At 65.1% G+C, this 18,424-nt stretch carries 16 protein-coding genes; 9 read left to right on the top strand and 7 right to left on the bottom strand.

Annotation, left to right across the window (positions count from 1 at the left end):
• Nucleotides 1-69: 69 nt before the first annotated feature.
• Nucleotides 70-1,773 (bottom strand): ShlB/FhaC/HecB family hemolysin secretion/activation protein, encoded by a 1,704-nt coding sequence (locus ACPEE1_RS01045; RefSeq protein WP_423934985.1) that lies wholly within the window; start codon nucleotides 1,771-1,773, stop codon nucleotides 70-72.
• Nucleotides 1,774-1,775: 2 nt separating this feature from the next.
• On the bottom strand, nucleotides 1,776-3,716 hold the full coding sequence (locus ACPEE1_RS01040; protein ID WP_423934984.1) for a filamentous hemagglutinin N-terminal domain-containing protein: 1,941 nt from the start codon (nucleotides 3,714-3,716) through the stop codon (nucleotides 1,776-1,778).
• Nucleotides 3,717-4,112: 396 nt separating this feature from the next.
• Here ACPEE1_RS01040 and ACPEE1_RS01035 point away from each other — a divergent pair, with 396 nt between their 5' ends.
• The 6 genes from ACPEE1_RS01035 (at nucleotide 4,113) to ACPEE1_RS01010 (ending at nucleotide 10,355) form a co-directional block, all read left to right on the top strand.
• The gene (locus ACPEE1_RS01035; protein ID WP_423934983.1) at nucleotides 4,113-4,742 is read left to right on the top strand and encodes an ABC transporter ATP-binding protein; all 630 of its coding nucleotides are present in this window, start codon (nucleotides 4,113-4,115) and stop codon (nucleotides 4,740-4,742) included.
• The gene (locus ACPEE1_RS01030; RefSeq protein WP_116925317.1) at nucleotides 4,739-5,542 is read left to right on the top strand and encodes an ABC transporter permease; all 804 of its coding nucleotides are present in this window, start codon (nucleotides 4,739-4,741) and stop codon (nucleotides 5,540-5,542) included. The genes ACPEE1_RS01035 and ACPEE1_RS01030 overlap by 4 nt, the downstream gene beginning before the upstream one ends.
• A gap of 61 nt (nucleotides 5,543-5,603) precedes the next feature.
• Nucleotides 5,604-7,328: an acyl-CoA dehydrogenase family protein gene (locus ACPEE1_RS01025; protein WP_423934982.1), complete on the top strand. Its 1,725-nt coding sequence runs from the start codon at nucleotides 5,604-5,606 to the stop codon at nucleotides 7,326-7,328.
• Nucleotides 7,329-7,341: 13 nt separating this feature from the next.
• The gene (locus ACPEE1_RS01020) at nucleotides 7,342-8,733 is read left to right on the top strand and encodes an L-serine ammonia-lyase (protein ID WP_182344287.1); all 1,392 of its coding nucleotides are present in this window, start codon (nucleotides 7,342-7,344) and stop codon (nucleotides 8,731-8,733) included.
• Nucleotides 8,734-8,816: 83 nt separating this feature from the next.
• On the top strand, nucleotides 8,817-9,773 hold the full coding sequence (locus ACPEE1_RS01015) for a LysR family transcriptional regulator (RefSeq protein WP_116925514.1): 957 nt from the start codon (nucleotides 8,817-8,819) through the stop codon (nucleotides 9,771-9,773).
• 153 nt (nucleotides 9,774-9,926) lie between these two features.
• The gene (locus ACPEE1_RS01010) at nucleotides 9,927-10,355 is read left to right on the top strand and encodes a hotdog fold thioesterase (RefSeq protein ID WP_423934981.1); all 429 of its coding nucleotides are present in this window, start codon (nucleotides 9,927-9,929) and stop codon (nucleotides 10,353-10,355) included.
• A gap of 8 nt (nucleotides 10,356-10,363) precedes the next feature.
• On the opposite strand, the gene ACPEE1_RS01005 is transcribed toward ACPEE1_RS01010, so the two are convergent.
• Both ACPEE1_RS01005 and ACPEE1_RS01000 read right to left on the bottom strand, forming a co-directional pair.
• Nucleotides 10,364-11,095, bottom strand: a complete 732-nt coding sequence (locus ACPEE1_RS01005) for an aspartate/glutamate racemase family protein (protein WP_423934980.1) — start codon at nucleotides 11,093-11,095, stop codon at nucleotides 10,364-10,366.
• A 79-nt stretch (nucleotides 11,096-11,174) separates the two neighbouring features.
• Entirely contained in the window at nucleotides 11,175-12,059 is an 885-nt protein-coding gene (locus ACPEE1_RS01000) for an amino acid ABC transporter substrate-binding protein (RefSeq protein WP_021027896.1), read from the bottom strand.
• Nucleotides 12,060-12,284: 225 nt separating this feature from the next.
• Between ACPEE1_RS01000 and ACPEE1_RS00995 the strand changes: the two genes are divergently transcribed.
• Nucleotides 12,285-13,502: a D-amino acid dehydrogenase gene (locus ACPEE1_RS00995; RefSeq protein ID WP_260718537.1), complete on the top strand. Its 1,218-nt coding sequence runs from the start codon at nucleotides 12,285-12,287 to the stop codon at nucleotides 13,500-13,502.
• Nucleotides 13,503-13,539: 37 nt separating this feature from the next.
• On the opposite strand, the gene ACPEE1_RS00990 is transcribed toward ACPEE1_RS00995, so the two are convergent.
• Both ACPEE1_RS00990 and ACPEE1_RS00985 read right to left on the bottom strand, forming a co-directional pair.
• Nucleotides 13,540-14,439, bottom strand: coding sequence for a LysR family transcriptional regulator (locus ACPEE1_RS00990; RefSeq protein WP_116925323.1), 900 nt, complete (start codon nucleotides 14,437-14,439; stop codon nucleotides 13,540-13,542).
• A gap of 14 nt (nucleotides 14,440-14,453) precedes the next feature.
• Nucleotides 14,454-15,065 carry a cob(I)yrinic acid a,c-diamide adenosyltransferase gene (locus tag ACPEE1_RS00985; RefSeq protein ID WP_116925324.1) on the bottom strand — a complete coding sequence of 204 codons (612 nt, stop codon included), beginning with the start codon at nucleotides 15,063-15,065 and terminating at the stop codon, nucleotides 14,454-14,456.
• Nucleotides 15,066-15,219: 154 nt separating this feature from the next.
• Between ACPEE1_RS00985 and ACPEE1_RS00980 the strand changes: the two genes are divergently transcribed.
• Together ACPEE1_RS00980 and ACPEE1_RS00975 are read left to right on the top strand one after the other, a co-directional pair.
• Entirely contained in the window at nucleotides 15,220-15,444 is a 225-nt protein-coding gene (locus ACPEE1_RS00980; protein ID WP_116925325.1) for a hypothetical protein, read from the top strand.
• A 136-nt stretch (nucleotides 15,445-15,580) separates the two neighbouring features.
• Entirely contained in the window at nucleotides 15,581-17,002 is a 1,422-nt protein-coding gene (locus tag ACPEE1_RS00975) for an FAD-binding oxidoreductase (protein ID WP_027011072.1), read from the top strand.
• 110 nt (nucleotides 17,003-17,112) lie between these two features.
• On the opposite strand, the gene ACPEE1_RS00970 is transcribed toward ACPEE1_RS00975, so the two are convergent.
• Complete coding sequence (locus ACPEE1_RS00970) at nucleotides 17,113-18,402, bottom strand: MFS transporter (RefSeq protein ID WP_116925326.1); 1,290 nt, start codon at nucleotides 18,400-18,402, stop codon at nucleotides 17,113-17,115.
• Nucleotides 18,403-18,424: the final 22 nt, after the last annotated feature.

Here is an 18,424-nt window from a genome sequence, read left to right as displayed (position 1 = left end):
CAAAGGCGCTGCGGCACAGCCACTGCGCCTTCGTTCACATCTGTCGCTGCGTGCCCTCAGGCACCAACGTTAAAACTGGTAGGTCAGGCTGGCGTTCACACGCCAGCCTTGTTTTTCATAGCCATCGGGGGAGCGCAAGGCCCGCCCCAGCTGCAGGTCGGCAAAAGCGCCCTGGTAGGCAATGCGCGCACCCGCACCCAGGCCCGCAATGCATCTGGAGCGCTTGTCCGAGACGGTGCGCAAGATGGCGGCATCGGCAAACACATAGGGCTCGTAGCGGGCGCTGCCCCACAGCGGCTGGGTCTTGGCCAGCGCCAGCTCATTGCGCCAGACCAGGCCCTGGTCGCCACCCAGGAAAGACTCGGGGTAGGCGCGCACGCTGGAGACGCCACCGGCAAAAAGCTGCTCGGACGAGTACAGCGGCTGGTGGCTCCACAGCGCGCTCACCCGGCTGCGGTAGACCAGGCGCTCGGCCACGGGCCGGTCCAGCGATACCGCAGCGTCCAGCTTGGTGAACTGGTAGCGCGCGGCCTCCTTGGGCAGGTCATCCGGGTCCTTGTCCGCACCCAAAATGGGCAGGCCCCGCGAGAGGCCCACATCGACTGTCCACTGCCCGGCGCCCAGCGCAGTGTCAAAACGGGTCAGGCGGTTGACGCCCACGCGCAAACTGGTCTGCGCTTGCGGGGTCAGCGCAAAGTTGTTCACCTCGCGCGTTGACTCGCGTTTGGACAGCGAGATGTCGAGGGCCGTTTTGCTGTTCTGGTCGCGCGCCAGCAGGCGGTTGAGCGACAGCGAAAAGTTCTTGGAGCGGCCATACACCAGCGCGGTATCGCCAATGAGGTTCTGGTACTCCGAGATCGAGGCGACGGCCGAGATGGTGTTGTAGCCCCAAGGGACCGACACCAGGCCATAGATCGCATTGGTCTCTTTGCTGGAGGTGAGGCCCAGGGTGATGGACTCCATCAGGCCCAGCACATTGCCCAGGTCCACACCGGCCTGGATGCGCGCGCGGCCCGTGTTGCTGGAGCCCTGGTTGTCGATACCCAGGTTGTAGCGGGCAACGGGGCCCTCTTTGTTGACGAACTCGACGATGGAGCCACCGTTGGTTTGGCCCGGCTTGATGAGCACCTGCACGTTGTTGCGGCGCAGACGGTTGAACTGGTCAACGGCCTGCTCGATGTCGCGCAGGCGCAGGATATCGCCCTGTTGCATGGGCATGGCCAGCCAGGCACCGACCCCGGAGGCTGGCGCGCCGTTGAAGACGATGGCCTCGATGCGCCCCGCCACGATGGTGATGGACAGCACGCCCTCCTTGAGGTTCTGGCCACCCACATAGGCGCGGGAGGTGGTGTAGCCCGCCTGGATCAGCGCCTTGTTGATGCGGTCCAGCAGCACATTGATGTGCTCGACGGCCAGCGCATGGTTCACAAAGGGCTGGGTGATGCGGTCAAAGGCGCGTGCGCTCAGCAAGTTGCTGTCGCCTGTTGCCTGGATGTGCTGGATGTCGAAGCTGGGCCCCGTGGCCTGGATATCGGCAGGGAAGGCGTTGTCGTCAGCGGCGGGGGCTGCGGGCTGGCTGTCCTGCTGGATCTTGCCAGCAGAGTTCTGCTCCAGCAGCTCTTGGCGCAGCTTTTCCTGCTGCTCGCGCAGCAGCTGGTCATTGGGGTCGCGCACGGGGTTGTTCTGCGCCGCTGCCGACAGGCAGGCCAGGCCGAGCAAGGTACCCAGCAGCGCATGCTTGCCCAGCGCAGGCATAGGAAGGTTGTTGCGCATCATCACCACCAGAAGATGCCGAGGTGGTCTTCGATGCGGACCGGGTCGCGGTGCGGCTTGCGCAGCACTTCAATCTCGCCGTCAATGCCTTCCTGGGCCACAAAGCTGCCGCCATCCTGGCGGGCTGCGCCTTGCAGCAGCAGCCGCCCTTGCTGGGCGGTAAAGCTGCCGCCCTGGTCGGTCGCATAGATCTGCGCCCAGGTATCGCCAAACAGCGCCTTGAGGCCCCGGTCACGCAGGATGACGGTGTGCACGGGCTTGGCGCGTGCAATGATGGTGGGCGCCACCACCTGCATGCCCTGGCCGGCATACACCAGGCCGCCATGGTTGAGCACGGTGCCACCGGCCTCCATGGTCAGCCCCGTGGCCGCCATGATCTGGCCGCCCACCAGTTTTTCGGTGCTGCTGGCCCGCGTTTTGCAGATGAAGAGGAAGCAGCGCCGGCTGTAGTCGTAGCCGCCCACACTCAGCGCCTCGTTGTGGATGTCGGTCTCGGACTTGATCTTGACGCTGCCCGCATTGGAGAACACAAAGCCGCCGGTATTGCTGAACGACTGGGCCTGTACGCTGAGATCGCCCTGCGCCACCCAGTAGCCCTGGTGGTTCTCATCGGCCAGACGCCCCTGGTCGGCGCTGTAGCTGGTGCGGCGGCTCAGCCCACCGGAGGATTCCCATTGCGATGCCTCGCCCGCGATATGAGCGCTTTGGTTGGAGATGGCTCCGGTGCTGACCAGATCCAGATTCAGGTTGCTGATGATGCGCGCATTGGTGGAGCTAATGCCGCCTGCACCAGCGTCGAGCTTGACCGAATCGCCCTTGCCAAAAATGACCGTGGTTTTTTCGGCGCCGATGGGGCTGCGGTTTTCGATGGCGTCGCCCGCCTTCAGATAAACGGCATAGGGGGTATCGTCCGAGATGCGCTGGGTGCCAACAATCTCGCCATCGATATTGCGAATGGATTGCTCTGCCTCCAGCCGGGTTTGCAATCCGGCCGACACCAGGCTTTGGCGCTCGGCGGAGCCTTGCAGGTGGATATTGGCGGCGTGGATCTGGACGGAACCCTGCGCGCTGATCTGACCACCCATTTGCACCACATCGCCGGTGGATGACAAGGTAAATCCACCCGCTGAGGCGACCATTTCGCCCTCATTGCGTACGCCCGCCCCTTTATCCGTCACCAGGATTTGGATCTGGCCCGCCGTGACCTTGGAGCCGGCACCGACCTTAATGGCGACCTCGTTGCTCTGGGCCTGGCCGGGCTTGTAGTACACCCAGGGTGTCAGATTATCGACAGGCGACGCAGCCGTATCAAAGCTGGCTGTGGATTCACCTGCCACCAAGCGGATATGGGCGCTCGACGACGTGAATTCATTGGTCAGCGGGCCATCGACCTGGATGCTTTTGGCGATGAGCTCCAGCCGGATCAGGTTGCCGGCCATGCCCTCATCACCAATATGGATGCACCCTTGGTTAGTGCTCACATCCACATAGCGCTGCACCTGGCCTTCGCTTTGCTGCTGGTCGCGCAGGCTCAAGGCGCCAGTAGTGAGCGCCACACTGCCAAAGTTGGAGAAGTTGGCGCCGTTGACCGAGATGCCGTTCTGGTTGGCCAGGATCAGGTTGGCGCGGGGGCCCACCACATCCATATCGCCCTGAATGCGCGACGGCGCGGCCGAGAATACCTCTGCCACAATCGTGCGGGCATTGGCTTGCTCATTTTGAAACGACAAACCGGGCTTGCCCACATCGAACTGCTGAAAGCCGTTGTAAGACACCCCATTTTCTGAGGCATTGGGCGTGACATGCGCACGCCCTGCTGCATCGATATGAACTTGGGGGCCGCTGGTGGCGTGTGGAACCACTGACGTGGTAACCCCTTGGGCGTAGCAAGACTGAATGGCTGCCAGTAGCAAGCCCAGCTGCAGGCAATAACGCGAACGCATGACGATCCTGGAGGAAGTGAGATATTAGAAAATTCCGGTCATCTTAACGAGGGGTTATCGCTGAAATGTTAACAATTCGGGATTAGTCATTTGAGAGTTGATATTTCTTGTATTTCTGTGGCCTGAGAACATCAAATAATATTATTAGGAACAAAGATATATTAAATACGGTGCTTTGAAAGCATTGATTTTTTAATATATTCATTGGATTATCTAATAGCTAAGAGATGTGATTTACATTTTGCGAGCTTTAAAAACCAGGGCTTGGAATCAGCGATCTGCACGGCATTTCAGCGCACTTAAAACAGCGACTCGCCCTGCTGCAGCCCCGTTGGCAAAACGCTGCTTCATCCCAGCGCCTTGGTCTGGCGGCGCCCAGCGCTACACTCAGCCCCCATGCCCCCCACCACCCCTGCCCGCCTGTCCATCCGCGCCCTGCAAAGCCCCATCAGCGGGCCCTGCTCGCTGGAGCTGGCAGCCGGCGAATGCGTGGCGGTGATGGGCGCATCGGGGGCGGGCAAGTCAGTGTTGCTGCGGCTGATTGCCGATCTGGACCCGGGCAGTGGCGAGGTGCTGCTCAACGGCCAGGCACGCAGCGCCTTCAGCGGCCCGGCCTGGCGCCAGCAGGTGATGTACCTGGCGGCAGAGCCTGCCTGGTGGGGGGCGACGGTGATGGAGCATTTCCCGCCGGGCTCGCAGGCGGCGTTGCTGGAGATGGCTAGTGCGCTGGGGCTGCGCCAGGGCTTTGTCGATATTCCGCTGACCCAGCTGTCGACCGGCGAGCGCCAGCGCCTGGCCTTGCTGCGCGGGCTGTTGCGCAGGCCCCAGGTGCTGCTGCTCGATGAGCCCACGGCTGCCCTCGATGAAACATCGGTGGCTGCGGTAGAGCAGTTGCTGCAGCGCTGCCAGCAGCAGGGCCTGAGCCTGCTGTGGGTGACCCATTCGCAGGCGCAGGCCGCGCGCGTGGGCCAGCGCTGCATGCAATTGGTAGACCACCAGCTGGGGCCGATGGAGGCCGCGCAATGAACACGGCGATCCATCTGCAACCCAGCGATTTGCTGGTGGGCGCAGCGCTGGTGCTGGCCGCCGCTGCCGCCTCCTGGGCGATGCGCCTGCAGCTGCAGCGCCAGGTGCTGTGGGCATCGCTGCGCATGGTGGTGCAGCTCCTGCTGGTGGGCTATGTGCTGCGGCTGGTGTTCCAGCAGGCGCACCCGGGCACCACCTTGGTCGTGGTGCTGGTGATGATTGCCGCTGCCGCGCGCGAGGTGGCGGTGCGGCCGCACCAGCGGCTGGCCGGCGGGGGCAGCTACCGCATTGCGGGGCTGGTGGTGGCGCTGGCCAGCCTGTCGACCGTGGTGCTGGCGCTGATGACCGCCGTGCGGCCCGATCCCTGGTTTGATGCACGCTATGCGATACCGCTGATGGGCATTGTGCTGGGCAGCGTGCTCAATGCCGCGAGCCTGGGGCTGGACAGCTTTTTTGATGGCGTGCGCCAGGGGCGCGCTGCGATCGAGGCCCAGCTGGCGCTGGGGGTCTCTTTCCGCCGCGCCCTGGCACCGCACACCCGCGCCGCTATCCGCCGGGGGCTGATCCCCATCATCAACCAGATGTCGGCTGCGGGATTGATCACCTTGCCCGGCATCATGACCGGCCAGATCCTGGGCGGCATGGACCCGCTGGAAGCGGCCAAGTACCAGATCCTGTTGTTGCTGCTGCTGACGGGCGCGGGCGGCATGGCCGCCGCCGGCAGCGTGCTGCTGGCCGCCCGGGCGCTGGGTGACGAGCGCCAGCGCCTGCGGCTGGACCGGCTGAACGCCCATAGCTGATCTGTTTTGCTATCTCGCAGTGCTGTTCCTAGAATGGGCAAGCACATCTGGGAGAGCAGCCATGGCAGAGCGCGACAAGGACAACCTGGTGGATGAGCTGGTCGACTACGACCCGCTGGGCAGCGATCCGGCCTTGCAGGCCGCCCTGGCACGCGCGCAGGCCCAGGCCTGGCTGCCGGGCCTGCAGCAACACGCCCGCACCGTTGGCAGCAGCGCCTTTGCGCAATGGGCCGACCAGGCCAACCGCCACCCACCGCAGTTGCAGCAATGGGATGCACGGGGCCGGCGCATCGACCAGGTGGAGTTTCACCCCGCATGGCACCAGGTGCTGGCGCATTACCGCGCGCAGCAACTGATCGACATGCCATTTGCTGGCACACCACATACGCCCGCAGACGCACCACGCGGCCGCTGGACAGCCTGGGCCGCCGGTTTTTACTTGCATGGCCAGGCAGAAGCGGGCAGCCTCTGCCCCGCAACAATGACGACGGCGGCAATCCCGGTGCTGCGCAAGGAGCCAGCGCTGTGGGCGCAGATCGCGCGCGGCATTACCTGTGCCCACCATGACGCGCGCGATGCGCCGCTGGCAGACAAGACGGCCCTGTGGGTGGGCATGGGCATGACCGAAAAACAAGGCGGCTCGGACGTGCGCAGCAACACCACCGTGGCCTATCCGCAGGGTGCCACAGGCGGCGGGCGCGGCGCGGACTACCGGCTGCAAGGCCATAAATGGTTTTATTCGGTGCCGATGGCCGATGCGCACCTGGTGGTGGCGCGCATGGCCAGTAGCGCCGCCGACGGCCATGCACTGCAGGCACCGCTGGCCTGCTTTTGGGTGCCGCGCTGGCAACCCGATGGGACCCGCAACCATGTGCTGGTGCAGCGCCTCAAGGACAAGGTGGGCAACCGCAGCAATGCCAGCAGCGAGGTGCTGTTTGACGATGCCTATGGCGTGCTCGTGGGCGAGGAAGGCCGGGGCATTGCCACCATCATGGAGATGGCCACGGTCACGCGGCTGTGCTGCGTGCTGGGCAGCTGCGCGCTGCTGCGCCAGGCCACTGTGCAGGCGCTGTGGTCGGCCCGGCACCGCCAGGCCTTTGGCGCGGCGCTCATCGCGCAGCCGCTGATGCAATCGGTGCTGGCCGACCTGGCGCTGGAGAGCGAGGCAGCGCTGCTCTTGGCCATGCAGCTGGCGCAGGCCTTTGAGGGCAGCAGCGCCCCGGGCCAGACCACCGCGCAGGCCTGGCAGCGCGCCATGACGCCAGCGGCCAAGTTCTGGGTCTGCAAACGCGCCATTGCCTGCAGCGCCGAGGCCATGGAAGTGCTGGGCGGCAATGGCTATATCGACAGCTCGGCGCTGGCACGCATCTACCGCGAAGCGCCGGTCAATTCGATCTGGGAGGGCTCGGGCAATGTGATGTGCCTCGATGTGGTCAAGGCCCTGCAGCGCGAGCCTGACCTGCGCGACGCGCTGTGGCTGGACTTGCAGCGCATGGCAGCCGATGACACGCCCATCCAACAAGCGCTGGCGTGCCTGCAAGGCCAGTGGCAGGCGATGGCGCAAGACGCCTGGGTGCAGCAGGCGCAGGCGCGCCAATGGGTGCAGCAGCTGGTGCTGGTGGCGCAGGCGGGCCTGATGCGGCAGCACGCAGCGCCCGCCCATGCCGATGCCTTTGTCGCCAGCCGCCTGGGGCCACATGCCAGTTTGGGCGTGATGGGTGCTTATCCGCTTGCCAAGGCGCAGATCAGCGCTATCCTCAGCGCCAGTCTGCAGTTGCAAAAATGATCGGAAAGTAGCCATGGCCGTCAGCGTGTTTGATTTGTTCAAGATCGGTATCGGGCCCAGCAGCTCGCACACGGTCGGCCCGATGCGCGCCGCGCATGCCTTTGTGCAGCGCCTGCAACGCCAAGGCCAGCTTTCGCAGGTGGCACGCCTGCGCTGCCAGCTGTTCGGCTCCCTGGGCGCCACCGGCATCGGCCACGCCAGTGACCGTGCAGTGATCCTGGGCCTGGCCGGCCATGCGCCCGATACGGTGGATGTGAATGCCATCGATGCGCTGATTGCCGAAGTCCACAGCACCGGGCAGCTGCTGCTCAATGGCGAGCAGCGCATCGTGTTTGACCCGGCCACCGACCTGCTCTTGATTGGCGAGGTCAGCCTGCCTTTCCACCCCAATGGCATGCGCTTGGAGGCCTGGGATGCGCAGCATGGGCTGGTCGACGCGCAGGCCTACTACTCGGTGGGCGGGGGCTTTATCGTCAGCGAAGAGGCCGCCTACGATGCCGAGCGCCAGCAGGCGATTGCGCCCGATACCGAGGTGCTGCCCCTGCCCTTTCACAGCGCCGCGCAGCTGCTGCAGCTGGCGCAGGACCACCAGCAGCCGATTGCGCAGATCATGCGCACCAATGAACGCCACTGGCGCGCCGATGCCGACATCGACAGCGGCCTGCTCAAGATCTGGCAGGCCATGCAGGACTGCGTACAACGCGGCTGCCGCACCGAAGGGCGCCTGCCCGGCGGGCTCAACGTCAAACGCCGTGCGGCCGGCTTTTACCAAGGCCTGACCCAGCATGCCCACGGTGCCAGCACCGATCCGCTGGAGGTGATGGACTGGGTGAACCTGTTTGCACTGGCCGTGAACGAGGAAAACGCCGCCGGCGGCCGGGTGGTGACCGCCCCCACCAATGGCGCTGCCGGCATTGTGCCGGCCGTGCTGCACTACTACTGGCGCTTTGTGCCCGGCGCCAGCGAGGCCGGTGTGGTGGACTTTTTGCTGACCGCAGGCGCCATCGGCATGCTGTACAAGGAAAACGCCTCGATATCGGGCGCCGAAGTGGGCTGCCAGGGCGAGGTGGGCGTGGCCTGCTCGATGGCGGCAGCAGGCCTGTGCGCGGTGATGGGCGGCACACCAGCGCAGGTGGAGAACGCCGCCGAGATCGGCATGGAGCACCACCTGGGCCTGACCTGCGACCCGGTTGCCGGCCTGGTGCAGGTGCCCTGCATCGAGCGCAACGCGCTGGCCGCCGTCAAGGCCATCAATGCCGCACGCATGGCCTTGCGCGGCGATGGCTCGCATGTCGTGAGCCTGGACAACGTGATCGCCACGATGCGCGCCACCGGCGCCGACATGATGAGCAAGTACAAGGAGACCTCGCTGGGCGGGCTGGCCGTGCACATCGTCGAATGCTGATCTCAAGCGGCGGCCACCAACCTGGGTGACAAGCCGGGCCTTGCGCACGGGGGGTGGCCGACCCCAGCGCCTACAATCGCGCCATGGCAATGCATTTTGACTTGGTAGATCTGCGCCTCATGGTGCATGTGGCAGACGCGAACAGCATGACGCGGGGGGCCGAGCTGTCGTTCATCTCGCTGCCGGCGGCCAGCACCCGTATCAAGAACCTGGAAGAGAGCATGGGCGTCAAGCTCCTGTACCGCACCAGCCAGGGCGTGACCCTGACCCTGCCGGGCCAGGCCTTTGTGCAGCATGCGCGCACCGTGCTGGGCCAGATCGAGCATCTGCGCGGCGACATGCAGGAGTACGCGCGTGGCATCAAGGGCCATGTGCGCGTGTTTGCCAACACCACGGCGCTGGGCGAGTTCCTGCCCCCGGTGCTGCGCGCCTACCTGCGCAAGCACCCGGATGTGGATATCGACCTGCGCGAGCGCCTGTCCAACGACATCATCCGTGCCGTGGGTGAAGGCCAGACGGATATCGGCATCGTCGCCGGCCAGGTGCGCACCGAAAGCCTGGTCGCGATGCCCTACCGGCGCGACCGCCTGGTGCTCGTCGTCTATGCCGACCATGCGCTGGCCCGGCGCAAGGCCGTGGCCTTTGGCGACACCCTGGAGTACGACTACATCGGACTGCATGAATCGAGCGCCATCCACGCGTTCTTGCGCCAGCACAGCGACCTGCTGCACCGCCCGATCAAGCAACGCATCCAGGTGGGCAATTTCGAGGCCGCCTGCCGCATGATCGAAGCGGGCGTGGGCATCGGCATCCTGCCCGAATCCGCTGCCCGCCGCCACGCGCGCAGCATGGACATCCGCATCATCAGCATCTCGGACGAATGGTCCAACCGCGAGATGCAGATCGTGGTGCGCAACCTCGAATCGCTCCCCTCCTTTGCCCGCGAGCTGGTGGAGCTGCTGGTCGAAGACGGTGCCAGCGGTGACGAAGGCCAGGGCGATACGGACAGCGACAACGAACAGGTGCCGACCAGCAACTGAGCCGCCGGGCCCCGGCGAGCCCGCCACTGCGTCAAAAGCTGCCACAAAGCTCACGCCAGCGCCCTGGCAACCCCGGCCAGTCATGCAGGCGGTAGGCAGCGGGCCTGTGCAGCGCTATGCTGTGGCATCCCTTTTGTTGAGCCTGGACACCCCATGACTGCTATCTGGAAAAAGCCCATCTCGCTGGATGCGCTGCGCGACAAGGCGCGCAATACGGCGATTGAACACCTGGGCATCGAATACGTTGAAATCGGCGACGACTACCTGGTGGGCCGCGTGCCGGTGGACCACCGCACGCACCAGCCCTTTGGGCTGCTGCATGGCGGCATCAGCGTGGTGCTGGCGGAGACGCTGGGCTCTGTTGGCGCACTGTTCTCGTCGCCCGAAGGCTGGCGCTGCGTGGGGCTGGACATCAATGCCAACCACATCCGGGGTGTGAAGAGCGGCTGGGTCACCGGCACCGCCAAGCCCGTGCATATCGGCCGCATGACCCAGGTCTGGCAGATCGACATGGTCAACGATGACGGCAAGCTGACCTGCGTTTCACGCATCACGATGGCGATGCTGGAAGACGCCGCTTAAGGCCTTATTCAGTTGCCGTAGGCCACGCGCGCCAAGGCCCGCGCCAGCTCCCAGGCCGGGTCGACCAACGGCAGGCCTTGCACGCTGGCCGCGCCTGGCAGGGCCAGCGGTATTTCGGTGCAGCCCATGATCAGCGGCACATCGCCATGGCGGGCGCGCATGGCCTGGGCCACGGCGGCAAAATCGGCGCGCGCCTGGTCCATGCGGTCGGCCTTCACACCCTGGTAGATGCCGCGCATCAGCAACTCACGCTCAGCCTCTTGCGGCAGGTGCACGGTGATGCCGCAGGCGGCCAGCGCCTGGTCATACAGGCCAATGCGGTAGGTGCCTTGTGTGGCCAGCAGCATGCAGGCCTGGTGGCCTTGCTCTTGCAGGCCCTCGGCCACCACACGCGCAATGTGCAAGAGCTGCAGCTGCGGGTAGGCCTGCTGCAGGCGCCCATGCCAGGCGTGGGCGGTATTGCAGGCCACGGCCACCGCCTGGGCGCCCACTGCCTGGAGCTTGTCCAGGCCCTGGCACATCATCGCGAAGGGGTCCTCTGCGGTCTCGGGCGCCAGCAGCGCGGCGCTGCGGTCCGGTATCGGCAACTGGGCCAGCCAATGCGTGGGGTAGCCCTGGTCGGTAACAGCGGCGCCGCTGGCCCGCAAATGGTCTGCGCAGGCCTGTACAAACAGGCGCACAAAATCAGCGCCCGCTGCCGGGCCCATGCCGCCCAGAATGCCTACGGTGGAAAGCGTCATGCCGAACTCCAGAGAAAATGAAAAATGGCCCGTTGCCGGGCCATTGCAGTGCGTGCCGTGCACGACACGGGATTGTCCATCAGATCGCAGGCTTGTCGCTTTGCGCCGTCAGATTGTCCTTGAGTTCCTTGTTCATCGGCAGACCCAGCGCCTGGTTCTTCGGCGGGATGGGTTGCATGAACCACTTGTCGTACAGCTTGGTGAACTCACCGGACTTCATCATGCCGCCGATGACGCCATCGACGATCTTCTTGAAGGCAGGATCGTCCTTGGGCAGCATGCAGGCATAGGGCTCGACTTGCAGCGCATCGGCCACCACTTCGTAGGCAGCAGGGTCCTTGGAGTTGGCCTTCAAGCCGTACAGCAGGATGTCATCCATCGCAAAGCCGGCTGCGCGGTCGTTTTCCATCAGCAAGAAGCCGTCGGAATGGTCCTTGGCCAAGGTGATGTTGATGTCCAGCTTCTGGTCGGCGCTGTACTTGCGCACCACAGGCAGGTTGGTGGTGCCGGTGGTGATCGCCAGCGTCTTGCCCTTCAGATCGGCCCAGCTGTTGATGCCCGAGCTCTTCTTCACGGCCACGCGGGTGCCGGTGTAGAAGTAGTTGATCGCGAAATCCACGTCCTTGTTGCGGGCGCTGTTGTTGGTGGTGGAGCCGCATTCGAGCACGATGGTGCCGTTCTGGATCAGCGGAATGCGGTTGGCCGAGGTGACCGACTGCCACTTGACCTTCAGGTCGGGCTTGCCGATTTCCTTGCGCACGGCATCGGCCACGGCGTTGGAGATGTCCACCGAGAAGCCAATGGCGTTCTGGCCACCGGAGAGGTAGCTGAACGGCACCGAGGATTCGCGGTAGGCGAACGTGATTTCGCCCGAATCCTTGGCCTTGGCCAGCACATCGGCAAAGGCCGAGGGCAGGCAGGCAACGGCAGCGGCAGCACAGACCAGCGACTTAACAAACTTCATGGTGAGACCTCCTTGAATCAATCAATGCAAACAGTGTAGAAACCAGCGCTTTGTTCCAACAATGCCTTTTTGGGACAGGCCCATAACGCTTGGTTATGGTGCATGGCATACCGCAAAGGTGAAGAACCGCTGTACCTATAAGCAAACGGCATGCCTGTTGCCCATTTTGCTATGCGACAGCCTGAATTCAAGCGCCTATATTTAAGGGTTTTCAGGGGGTGTTCCATGCAGGTATGCATTCTGGGTGCGGGAATTGTGGGTTTGGCGGCCGCCTATGAGCTGCACCAGGCTGGGCACCAGGTTACGGTGGTTGACAAAGCCTCACATGCGGGCAGCGGCACCAGCATGGGCAATGGTGCGCAGCTGAGCTACAGCTATGTGCAACCCTTGGCCGACCCCGCCATCTGGAAGCAGTTGCCCAAGCTGCTGTTCAGCAGCGACTCGCCGCTCAAGTTCCGCCTGCAGGCCGATCCCCAGCAATGGAAATGGGGCCTGGCTTTCTTGGGTGCCTGCAATGCCGACCGGTCTGCGGCCAGCACCCGCACATTGCTGCAGTTGGCCGCCGTCAGCCGCCAGCGTTTTGAGGCCATGCAGACCCAGGTGGGCGGCGACTGGGACTACAGCAGCACCGGCAAGCTGGTGCTCTACCCCAGCGATGCAGCCGTGCAGTCGGCGCGCCACCAGCTCGAGGTGCAAAGCCAGTTGGGCAGCGCGCCCCAGCGCATCGTCAGCGCCGACGAAGCCGTCGCGCTGGAGCCTGCGCTCGCCGCCTACCGCAGCCAGTTTGCCGGCGCCGTGCACACGCCCAGCGAGTGCGCCGCCGATTGCTACCAGGTCTGCCGCCAGCTCGAAGACTGGCTGCGCCAAAAGGGGGTGAAGTTCATCATGGACACGCCCATCCACAGCCTGCGCCGCGAAGGCGGCAAGATCGTCGCGCTGCAGACGGCGCAGGGCGATATCGAGGCCGAGCACTTCATGGTGGCGCTGGGCGTGGACAGCGTGGCACTGTGCAAGCCACTGGGCGTGGACCTGCCGGTCTACCCGCTCAAGGGCTACAGCATCACCCTGGATGTGGCAGCAGCCGGCCACAAGGCGCCCACGGTGAGCATCACCGACAGCGCGCGCAAGGTGGTGTTTGCGCGCATTGGCGAGCGCCTGCGCGTAGCCGGCATGGTGGAGCTGGTGGGCCACGACCTGCGCATTCCGCAGGACAAGATCCAAAGCCTGTGTGCCTCCACCGAAGCGGTGTTTCCCGGCTGCAGCGATTTTGTGCAGGTCCAGCCCTGGGCCGGCCTGCGCCCTGCCACACCGACTGCTGTGCCGATTGCCAATTGCGCAGGCGCCAGCAATCTGTGGATCAACACCGGCCACGGCGCGCTGGGTTTTACGTTGGCGTTTGGCACGGGGGCACAGCTGGCCTACGAGATCGGCCAGGCTGCCTGAGCCGCGCAATCGCACAATCGCACGTTGACGCAGAGGCTTACAGCTGCGCCGCCAGCACCTTCTGCATCTCGCGCGTGATCGCCTTGACCAGCAGTGATTGCGGCTGCGAGACCGCGCGGATCGCATTGACCGGCACCTGCAGGCCGGGCGCCAGCGGCAGCACATCGACCTTGCTCGTGTCGGCCGACAAGGCGGTGCAGCCATCGACCATGGCCACGCCCAGGCCGTGGTGGGCCATGGCCAGCGCCGTGTGGTAGGTCTGCACGGTCACATAGTGGTTCAGGCCGGCGCTCGATTCCCGCGCCAGCTGGCTCAGCAGCATGCCCACGGGGTCCTGCGCATCGAGGCTGATGGTGGGCACGCCGGTCAGGTCATCGAGCGAGAGGCTGCCCGCGCGCAGCTTGAAGGGCGGCAGCATGCCCTTGGGCACCACGCAGACCATCGGCACGCGGGCCAGGTTCTCCTGCTGCAGGCTGGCCTGCTGCACATTGCTCAGCACAAAGCCGACATCGGCCTCCTGCATCATCAGCGCCGAGACGATCTGCGGCGAATGCAGCGACTGCAGGCTGACGCTGACATGCGGGTGCTTCTGCTTGAACTGCGCCAGCGCCCGGGGCAGCACCTCGTGGCCCAGCGCCAGCACGCTGGCAATGCGCAGCGAATCGCTGTCGCGGCCCTGGCGCAGGCTGTCAGCGAGGCGCTGCACCTCTTCGAGCTGGGCGAACAGCTTTTCCATGTGCGGCAGCAAGGCCAGCGCCTCACTGGTCGGCGTCAGCCGCCCCTTGCTGCGCTGGAACAGCGCAAAGCCCAGCTGCAGCTCGGCATGCTGCAAGGTGCGGCTGACGGCTGGCTGCGAGATGTTGATGAGGCGCGCCGCAGCGCTGACGCTGCCGGTGTGCATCACCGCGTTGAAGACTTCGATATGGCGCAGGCGCATGGGGGCCTCAGGGTTCAGCGGCCCGCGCCGATGTTGTTGTCGCCGGGGCCGCCGTGGCCATCTTCGGCCTGCATGCGCGCCAGCCGCGCGCTTTTCCAGTACACATCGTCACCGCCATCAACGCGGTTGAGCACGCGCGCCAGCACAAACAGCAGATCGGACAGGCGGTTGAGGTACTGGCGCGGTGCGGCGCGCATGGCCTCGCCCTGCTCCAGCGCCACCACCATGCGCTCGGCGCGGCGCGCGACGGTGCGGCAGACATGGGATTGCGCGGCCGCACGCGTGCCGGCGGGCAGGATGAATTCGGCCAGGCGCGGCAGCTGCGCGTTGTAGTGCGCCAGTGCGGTGTCGAGCTGCAGCAATGCATCGTCCTTGAGCAGCTCGTAGCCGGGCATCGACAGCTCGCCGCCCAGGTTGAACAGCTGGTGCTGGATATCGACCAGCAGCTCGCGCACATCGGCGGGCAGCGGCTCGCACAGCAGCAGGCCGATGTGGGAGTTGAGCTCGTCGACATCGCCCATCGCCTGGGGCCGGCCGCTGGCCTTGGAGACGCGGCTGTTGTCGCCCAGCCCGGTGCTGCCATCGTCACCGGTTCTGGTCGCAATTTGGGAGAGACGGTTGCCCATGGGTAATCCTTGTAAAGCAGCGGTGAACCAGCGCCTATTTTCTGTTACCGGCACAGGAAATATGTAGCCGAGGCAACACTAAGCAAAAATGATAGCAAAACCGGCCGATTCCGGGTTCAATAGAGCCATGTCTGAATGACGAAAGGATCTACAGATGTCTGGCAAGTTTTTCGCCCATCCCTTTGACGCCCGCAGCGTGATGCTGTTTGCATCGATTGCGGTCACATCGGCGATGGCGCATGCCCAGCCGCTCAATAGCAGCCAACAACGCATCGGTCAGGCCGCTAGCGGCAGCCGCATTATCCAGGTTGAGCGCCAACTGGGCACCCATGACCCGCGCCGCCATCAGGCGCGCCAACCGGTCAAAAAGGCGCTCTGACCCAGCAGCCACTGCCGGTTTTCCCGAACTCTCCCCCTCCCCGCTACGGCGGGGTTTTTTCATGCCCGGCTGCAGCGCAGCGGACAGCCATGAAAAGCCGGCGGTGCTATTCTTGGCTCCCGCCCTGGAGAACCCGATGAACGCGCCCACCTCCCCCCACATTCTGGCTGCTGCGCAGCGCCCCATTCCCGATGCCTTCATGGCAGCGCTCAGTGCCCGTTTTGGCAGCCAGTGCGTGACCTCGCAGGCCGTGCGCGAGCAGCATGGGCGCGACGAAGGCTCCATCACCGCGCCGCCGCCAGCGGCCGTGGTCTATGCCCAGTCGAGCCAGGATGTGCAGGATGCCGTGGCGCTGTGCCACCAGCACGAGGTGCCCGTCATTGCCTACGGCGCCGGCTCCTCGCTCGAAGGCCATCTGCTGGCCGTGCAAGGCGGCATCAGCATCGATGTGAGCCGCATGAACCAGGTGCTGTCGATCGACACCGAGGACCTGACCATCACCGTGCAGCCGGGCATCACCCGCAAGCAGCTCAACGAGGCGATCAAGGACACCGGCTTTTTCTTCCCGATCGACCCGGGCGCTGACGCCTCCATTGGCGGCATGGCATCGACCCGCGCCAGCGGCACCAATGCCGTGCGCTACGGCACCATGCGCGAGAACGTGCTGGCGCTGGAGGTGGTGACCGCCAGCGGCCAGGTGATTCGCACCGGCAACCGCGCCAAGAAAAGCGCGGCCGGCTACGACCTGACACGGCTGATGGTGGGCAGCGAAGGAACGCTGGGCATCTTTACCGAGATCAGCCTGCGCATCTACCCGCTGCCCGAAGCGGTGAGTGCCGCGATCTGCTCGTTCCCGACGATTGAAGCGGCCGTGCGCACCGTGATCGAGACCATCCAGATGGGCATTCCGATTGCGCGCGTGGAGCTCATTGATGTGAATGCAGTGCGCATGGTCAATGCCTACAGCAAGCTCGATCTGCGCGAGGAACCGATGCTGCTGATGGAGTTCCACGGCTCGCCCACCGGCGTCAAGGAGCAGGCCGAGATGGTGCAGGACCTGGCCCGCGAGCATGGCGGCAATGCCTTTGAATGGGCCGAGCGCCCGGAAGACCGCACGCGCCTCTTCACCGCCCGCCACAATGCCTACTTTGCCGCCGTCTCCAGCGTGCCCGGTTGCCGCTGCATCACCACCGATACCTGCGTGCCCATCAGCCGCCTGGCCGATGCGCTGCTGCAATGCGTGACCGAGGCCGATGCCAGCGGCATCCCCTACTTTCTGGTGGGCCACGTGGGTGACGGCAACTTCCACTTTGGCTACCTGATCGACCCGGACAACGATGCCCAGCGCGCGCAGGCCGAGCAGCTCAACCACCAGCTGGTGCAGCGCGCCATTGCGCTGGGCGGCACCTGCACCGGTGAGCACGGCATTGGCGTGCACAAGCAGGGCTTTTTGCTGGAAGAAGCCGGCGAAGGCGCCGTCGCCATGATGCGCGCCATCAAGCAGGCGCTGGACCCCAAGAACATCCTCAACCCGGGCAAGATCTTCCAGCTGGGCTGATCCATACCAGCGACCCAGTGAAAGGCCCGCGCAACCAAGCGGTTGCGCGGGCCTTTTTACGCCTTGTGGCGGGTTTTCTGCGGGTGCCCAGGGGGTAGGCAGCCTCTTGCTCAGGCAGGCACCACAGCGGCCTTTTCCTTTTGCTTGCGCGCGGCCACTCCGGCGCCGACAAAGCCGGCCGACACCACGCTCAGCACCATGCCCACGGCCGCGCCAAAGAACACACCGGCGTTCATGTGGTGGTCCAGCATGTAGCCAAACACCGGGGCGGCCAGGCAAAAGCCCAGGTCCAGCCCCGAGTAGACGGTGCCATAGACCCGGCCGGTGGCGCCCGGCGGCGCGGCGCGCTTGACCAGCATGTCGCGCGAGGGGCCGGCCAGGCCGGTGCCGATACCGGCGAGCGCGGCCACGCCCAGCGCCACATAGCCAGGCAGCCAGCCGGTGCCCACCAGCGCCAGCAAGATGCCGGAGAACAGCAGGCAGGCGGAGATGACCTTCTCCAGCCGCTCCACCCGGCCCACCAGAAAGCCGCCCAGCACCATGCCGGCCGCGCCAAACAGCATATAGCCGGTGACCACATAGGCGGTGATGCTGGCGGGCAGCCCGTAGAGCTGCTGCAGCGCCGGGCTGGAGAACGACTGGATGGCGCTCATCGCGCAGGTGGTCCAGAAAAAGAACGAGAAGCACAGCCAGACCGAAGGCAGCTTCAAAAAGGCCATCGGGTGCTCCTGCTTGCCGGCTACCGCCGCCTTGGCAGGGGCCGCGCCAGGCAGGCTGACGCGGTCATCGAGCGCATCGCGGTTGACCACCATGATGGCCAGGATGATGGCCGCCAGCGCGGCGCCGCACAGGCAGGCCATGCGCCAGGAGCCGGTGGCCGAGGTGATGCCGGCCATGAACACCGGCGCTGCCGCCCAGCCCAGGTTGCCCGAGAGGCCATGCACCGAAAACCCATGGCCCAGGCGCTGGGGCGAGAGGCGCTTGTTGAGGATGGTGAAATCCACCGGGTGGAAGGGTGCGTTGCCCAGGCCGGCAAAGATGGCGGCCAGCATCAGCTGCGCATAGCTGTTGGCCGTGCCGGCAATGACACCGGCCACCGCAAAGCTGCTGAGCGCGGCAAACATGATGGGGCGGGCGCCAAAGCGGTCGACCACAAAGCCGGCCAGCGCCTGGCCCACGCCCGAGACGATGAAAAAGGCCGACACGAGCACGCTGAGCTCGGAGTAGCTGAAGCCGAAATCTGCAATCAGCCAGGGGAAGAGCGGCGGCAGCAGCAGGTGGAAGAAGTGCGAGGAGCCATGGGCCAGGCCCACCAGGCCGATGGTGCGCGAATCTTGGCGCAGGCTGCCCAACGCGCTGGGCCCGGGCGCGCCCGGCGGTATTGTTGTGCTGGTTGTCATGGCAGCGATGTTAGCCAAAGCC

The organism is Comamonas sp. 23 (genome assembly GCF_049601575.1).
In the GTDB taxonomy this organism is placed as follows: domain Bacteria; phylum Pseudomonadota; class Gammaproteobacteria; order Burkholderiales; family Burkholderiaceae_C; genus Comamonas; species Comamonas squillarum.
This window is presented reverse-complemented; position numbering and strand designations above follow the sequence as displayed.

Excerpts from the sequence above, each read along its gene's own strand:
- ACPEE1_RS01045 (WP_423934985.1), bottom strand. The coding sequence starts at position 1,773 with ATGCGCAACAACCTTCCTATGCCTGCGCTGGGCAAGCATGCGCTGCTG.
- ACPEE1_RS01040 (WP_423934984.1), bottom strand. The coding sequence starts at position 3,716 with ATGCGTTCGCGTTATTGCCTGCAGCTGGGCTTGCTACTGGCAGCCATT.
- ACPEE1_RS01035 (WP_423934983.1), top strand. The coding sequence starts at position 4,113 with ATGCCCCCCACCACCCCTGCCCGCCTGTCCATCCGCGCCCTGCAAAGC.
- ACPEE1_RS01030 (WP_116925317.1), top strand. The coding sequence starts at position 4,739 with ATGAACACGGCGATCCATCTGCAACCCAGCGATTTGCTGGTGGGCGCA.
- ACPEE1_RS01025 (WP_423934982.1), top strand. The coding sequence starts at position 5,604 with ATGGCAGAGCGCGACAAGGACAACCTGGTGGATGAGCTGGTCGACTAC.
- ACPEE1_RS01020 (WP_182344287.1), top strand. The coding sequence starts at position 7,342 with ATGGCCGTCAGCGTGTTTGATTTGTTCAAGATCGGTATCGGGCCCAGC.
- ACPEE1_RS01015 (WP_116925514.1), top strand. The coding sequence starts at position 8,817 with ATGGCAATGCATTTTGACTTGGTAGATCTGCGCCTCATGGTGCATGTG.
- ACPEE1_RS01010 (WP_423934981.1), top strand. The coding sequence starts at position 9,927 with ATGACTGCTATCTGGAAAAAGCCCATCTCGCTGGATGCGCTGCGCGAC.
- ACPEE1_RS01005 (WP_423934980.1), bottom strand. The coding sequence starts at position 11,095 with ATGACGCTTTCCACCGTAGGCATTCTGGGCGGCATGGGCCCGGCAGCG.
- ACPEE1_RS01000 (WP_021027896.1), bottom strand. The coding sequence starts at position 12,059 with ATGAAGTTTGTTAAGTCGCTGGTCTGTGCTGCCGCTGCCGTTGCCTGC.
- ACPEE1_RS00995 (WP_260718537.1), top strand. The coding sequence starts at position 12,285 with ATGCAGGTATGCATTCTGGGTGCGGGAATTGTGGGTTTGGCGGCCGCC.
- ACPEE1_RS00990 (WP_116925323.1), bottom strand. The coding sequence starts at position 14,439 with ATGCGCCTGCGCCATATCGAAGTCTTCAACGCGGTGATGCACACCGGC.
- ACPEE1_RS00985 (WP_116925324.1), bottom strand. The coding sequence starts at position 15,065 with ATGGGCAACCGTCTCTCCCAAATTGCGACCAGAACCGGTGACGATGGC.
- ACPEE1_RS00980 (WP_116925325.1), top strand. The coding sequence starts at position 15,220 with ATGTCTGGCAAGTTTTTCGCCCATCCCTTTGACGCCCGCAGCGTGATG.
- ACPEE1_RS00975 (WP_027011072.1), top strand. The coding sequence starts at position 15,581 with ATGAACGCGCCCACCTCCCCCCACATTCTGGCTGCTGCGCAGCGCCCC.
- ACPEE1_RS00970 (WP_116925326.1), bottom strand. The coding sequence starts at position 18,402 with ATGACAACCAGCACAACAATACCGCCGGGCGCGCCCGGGCCCAGCGCG.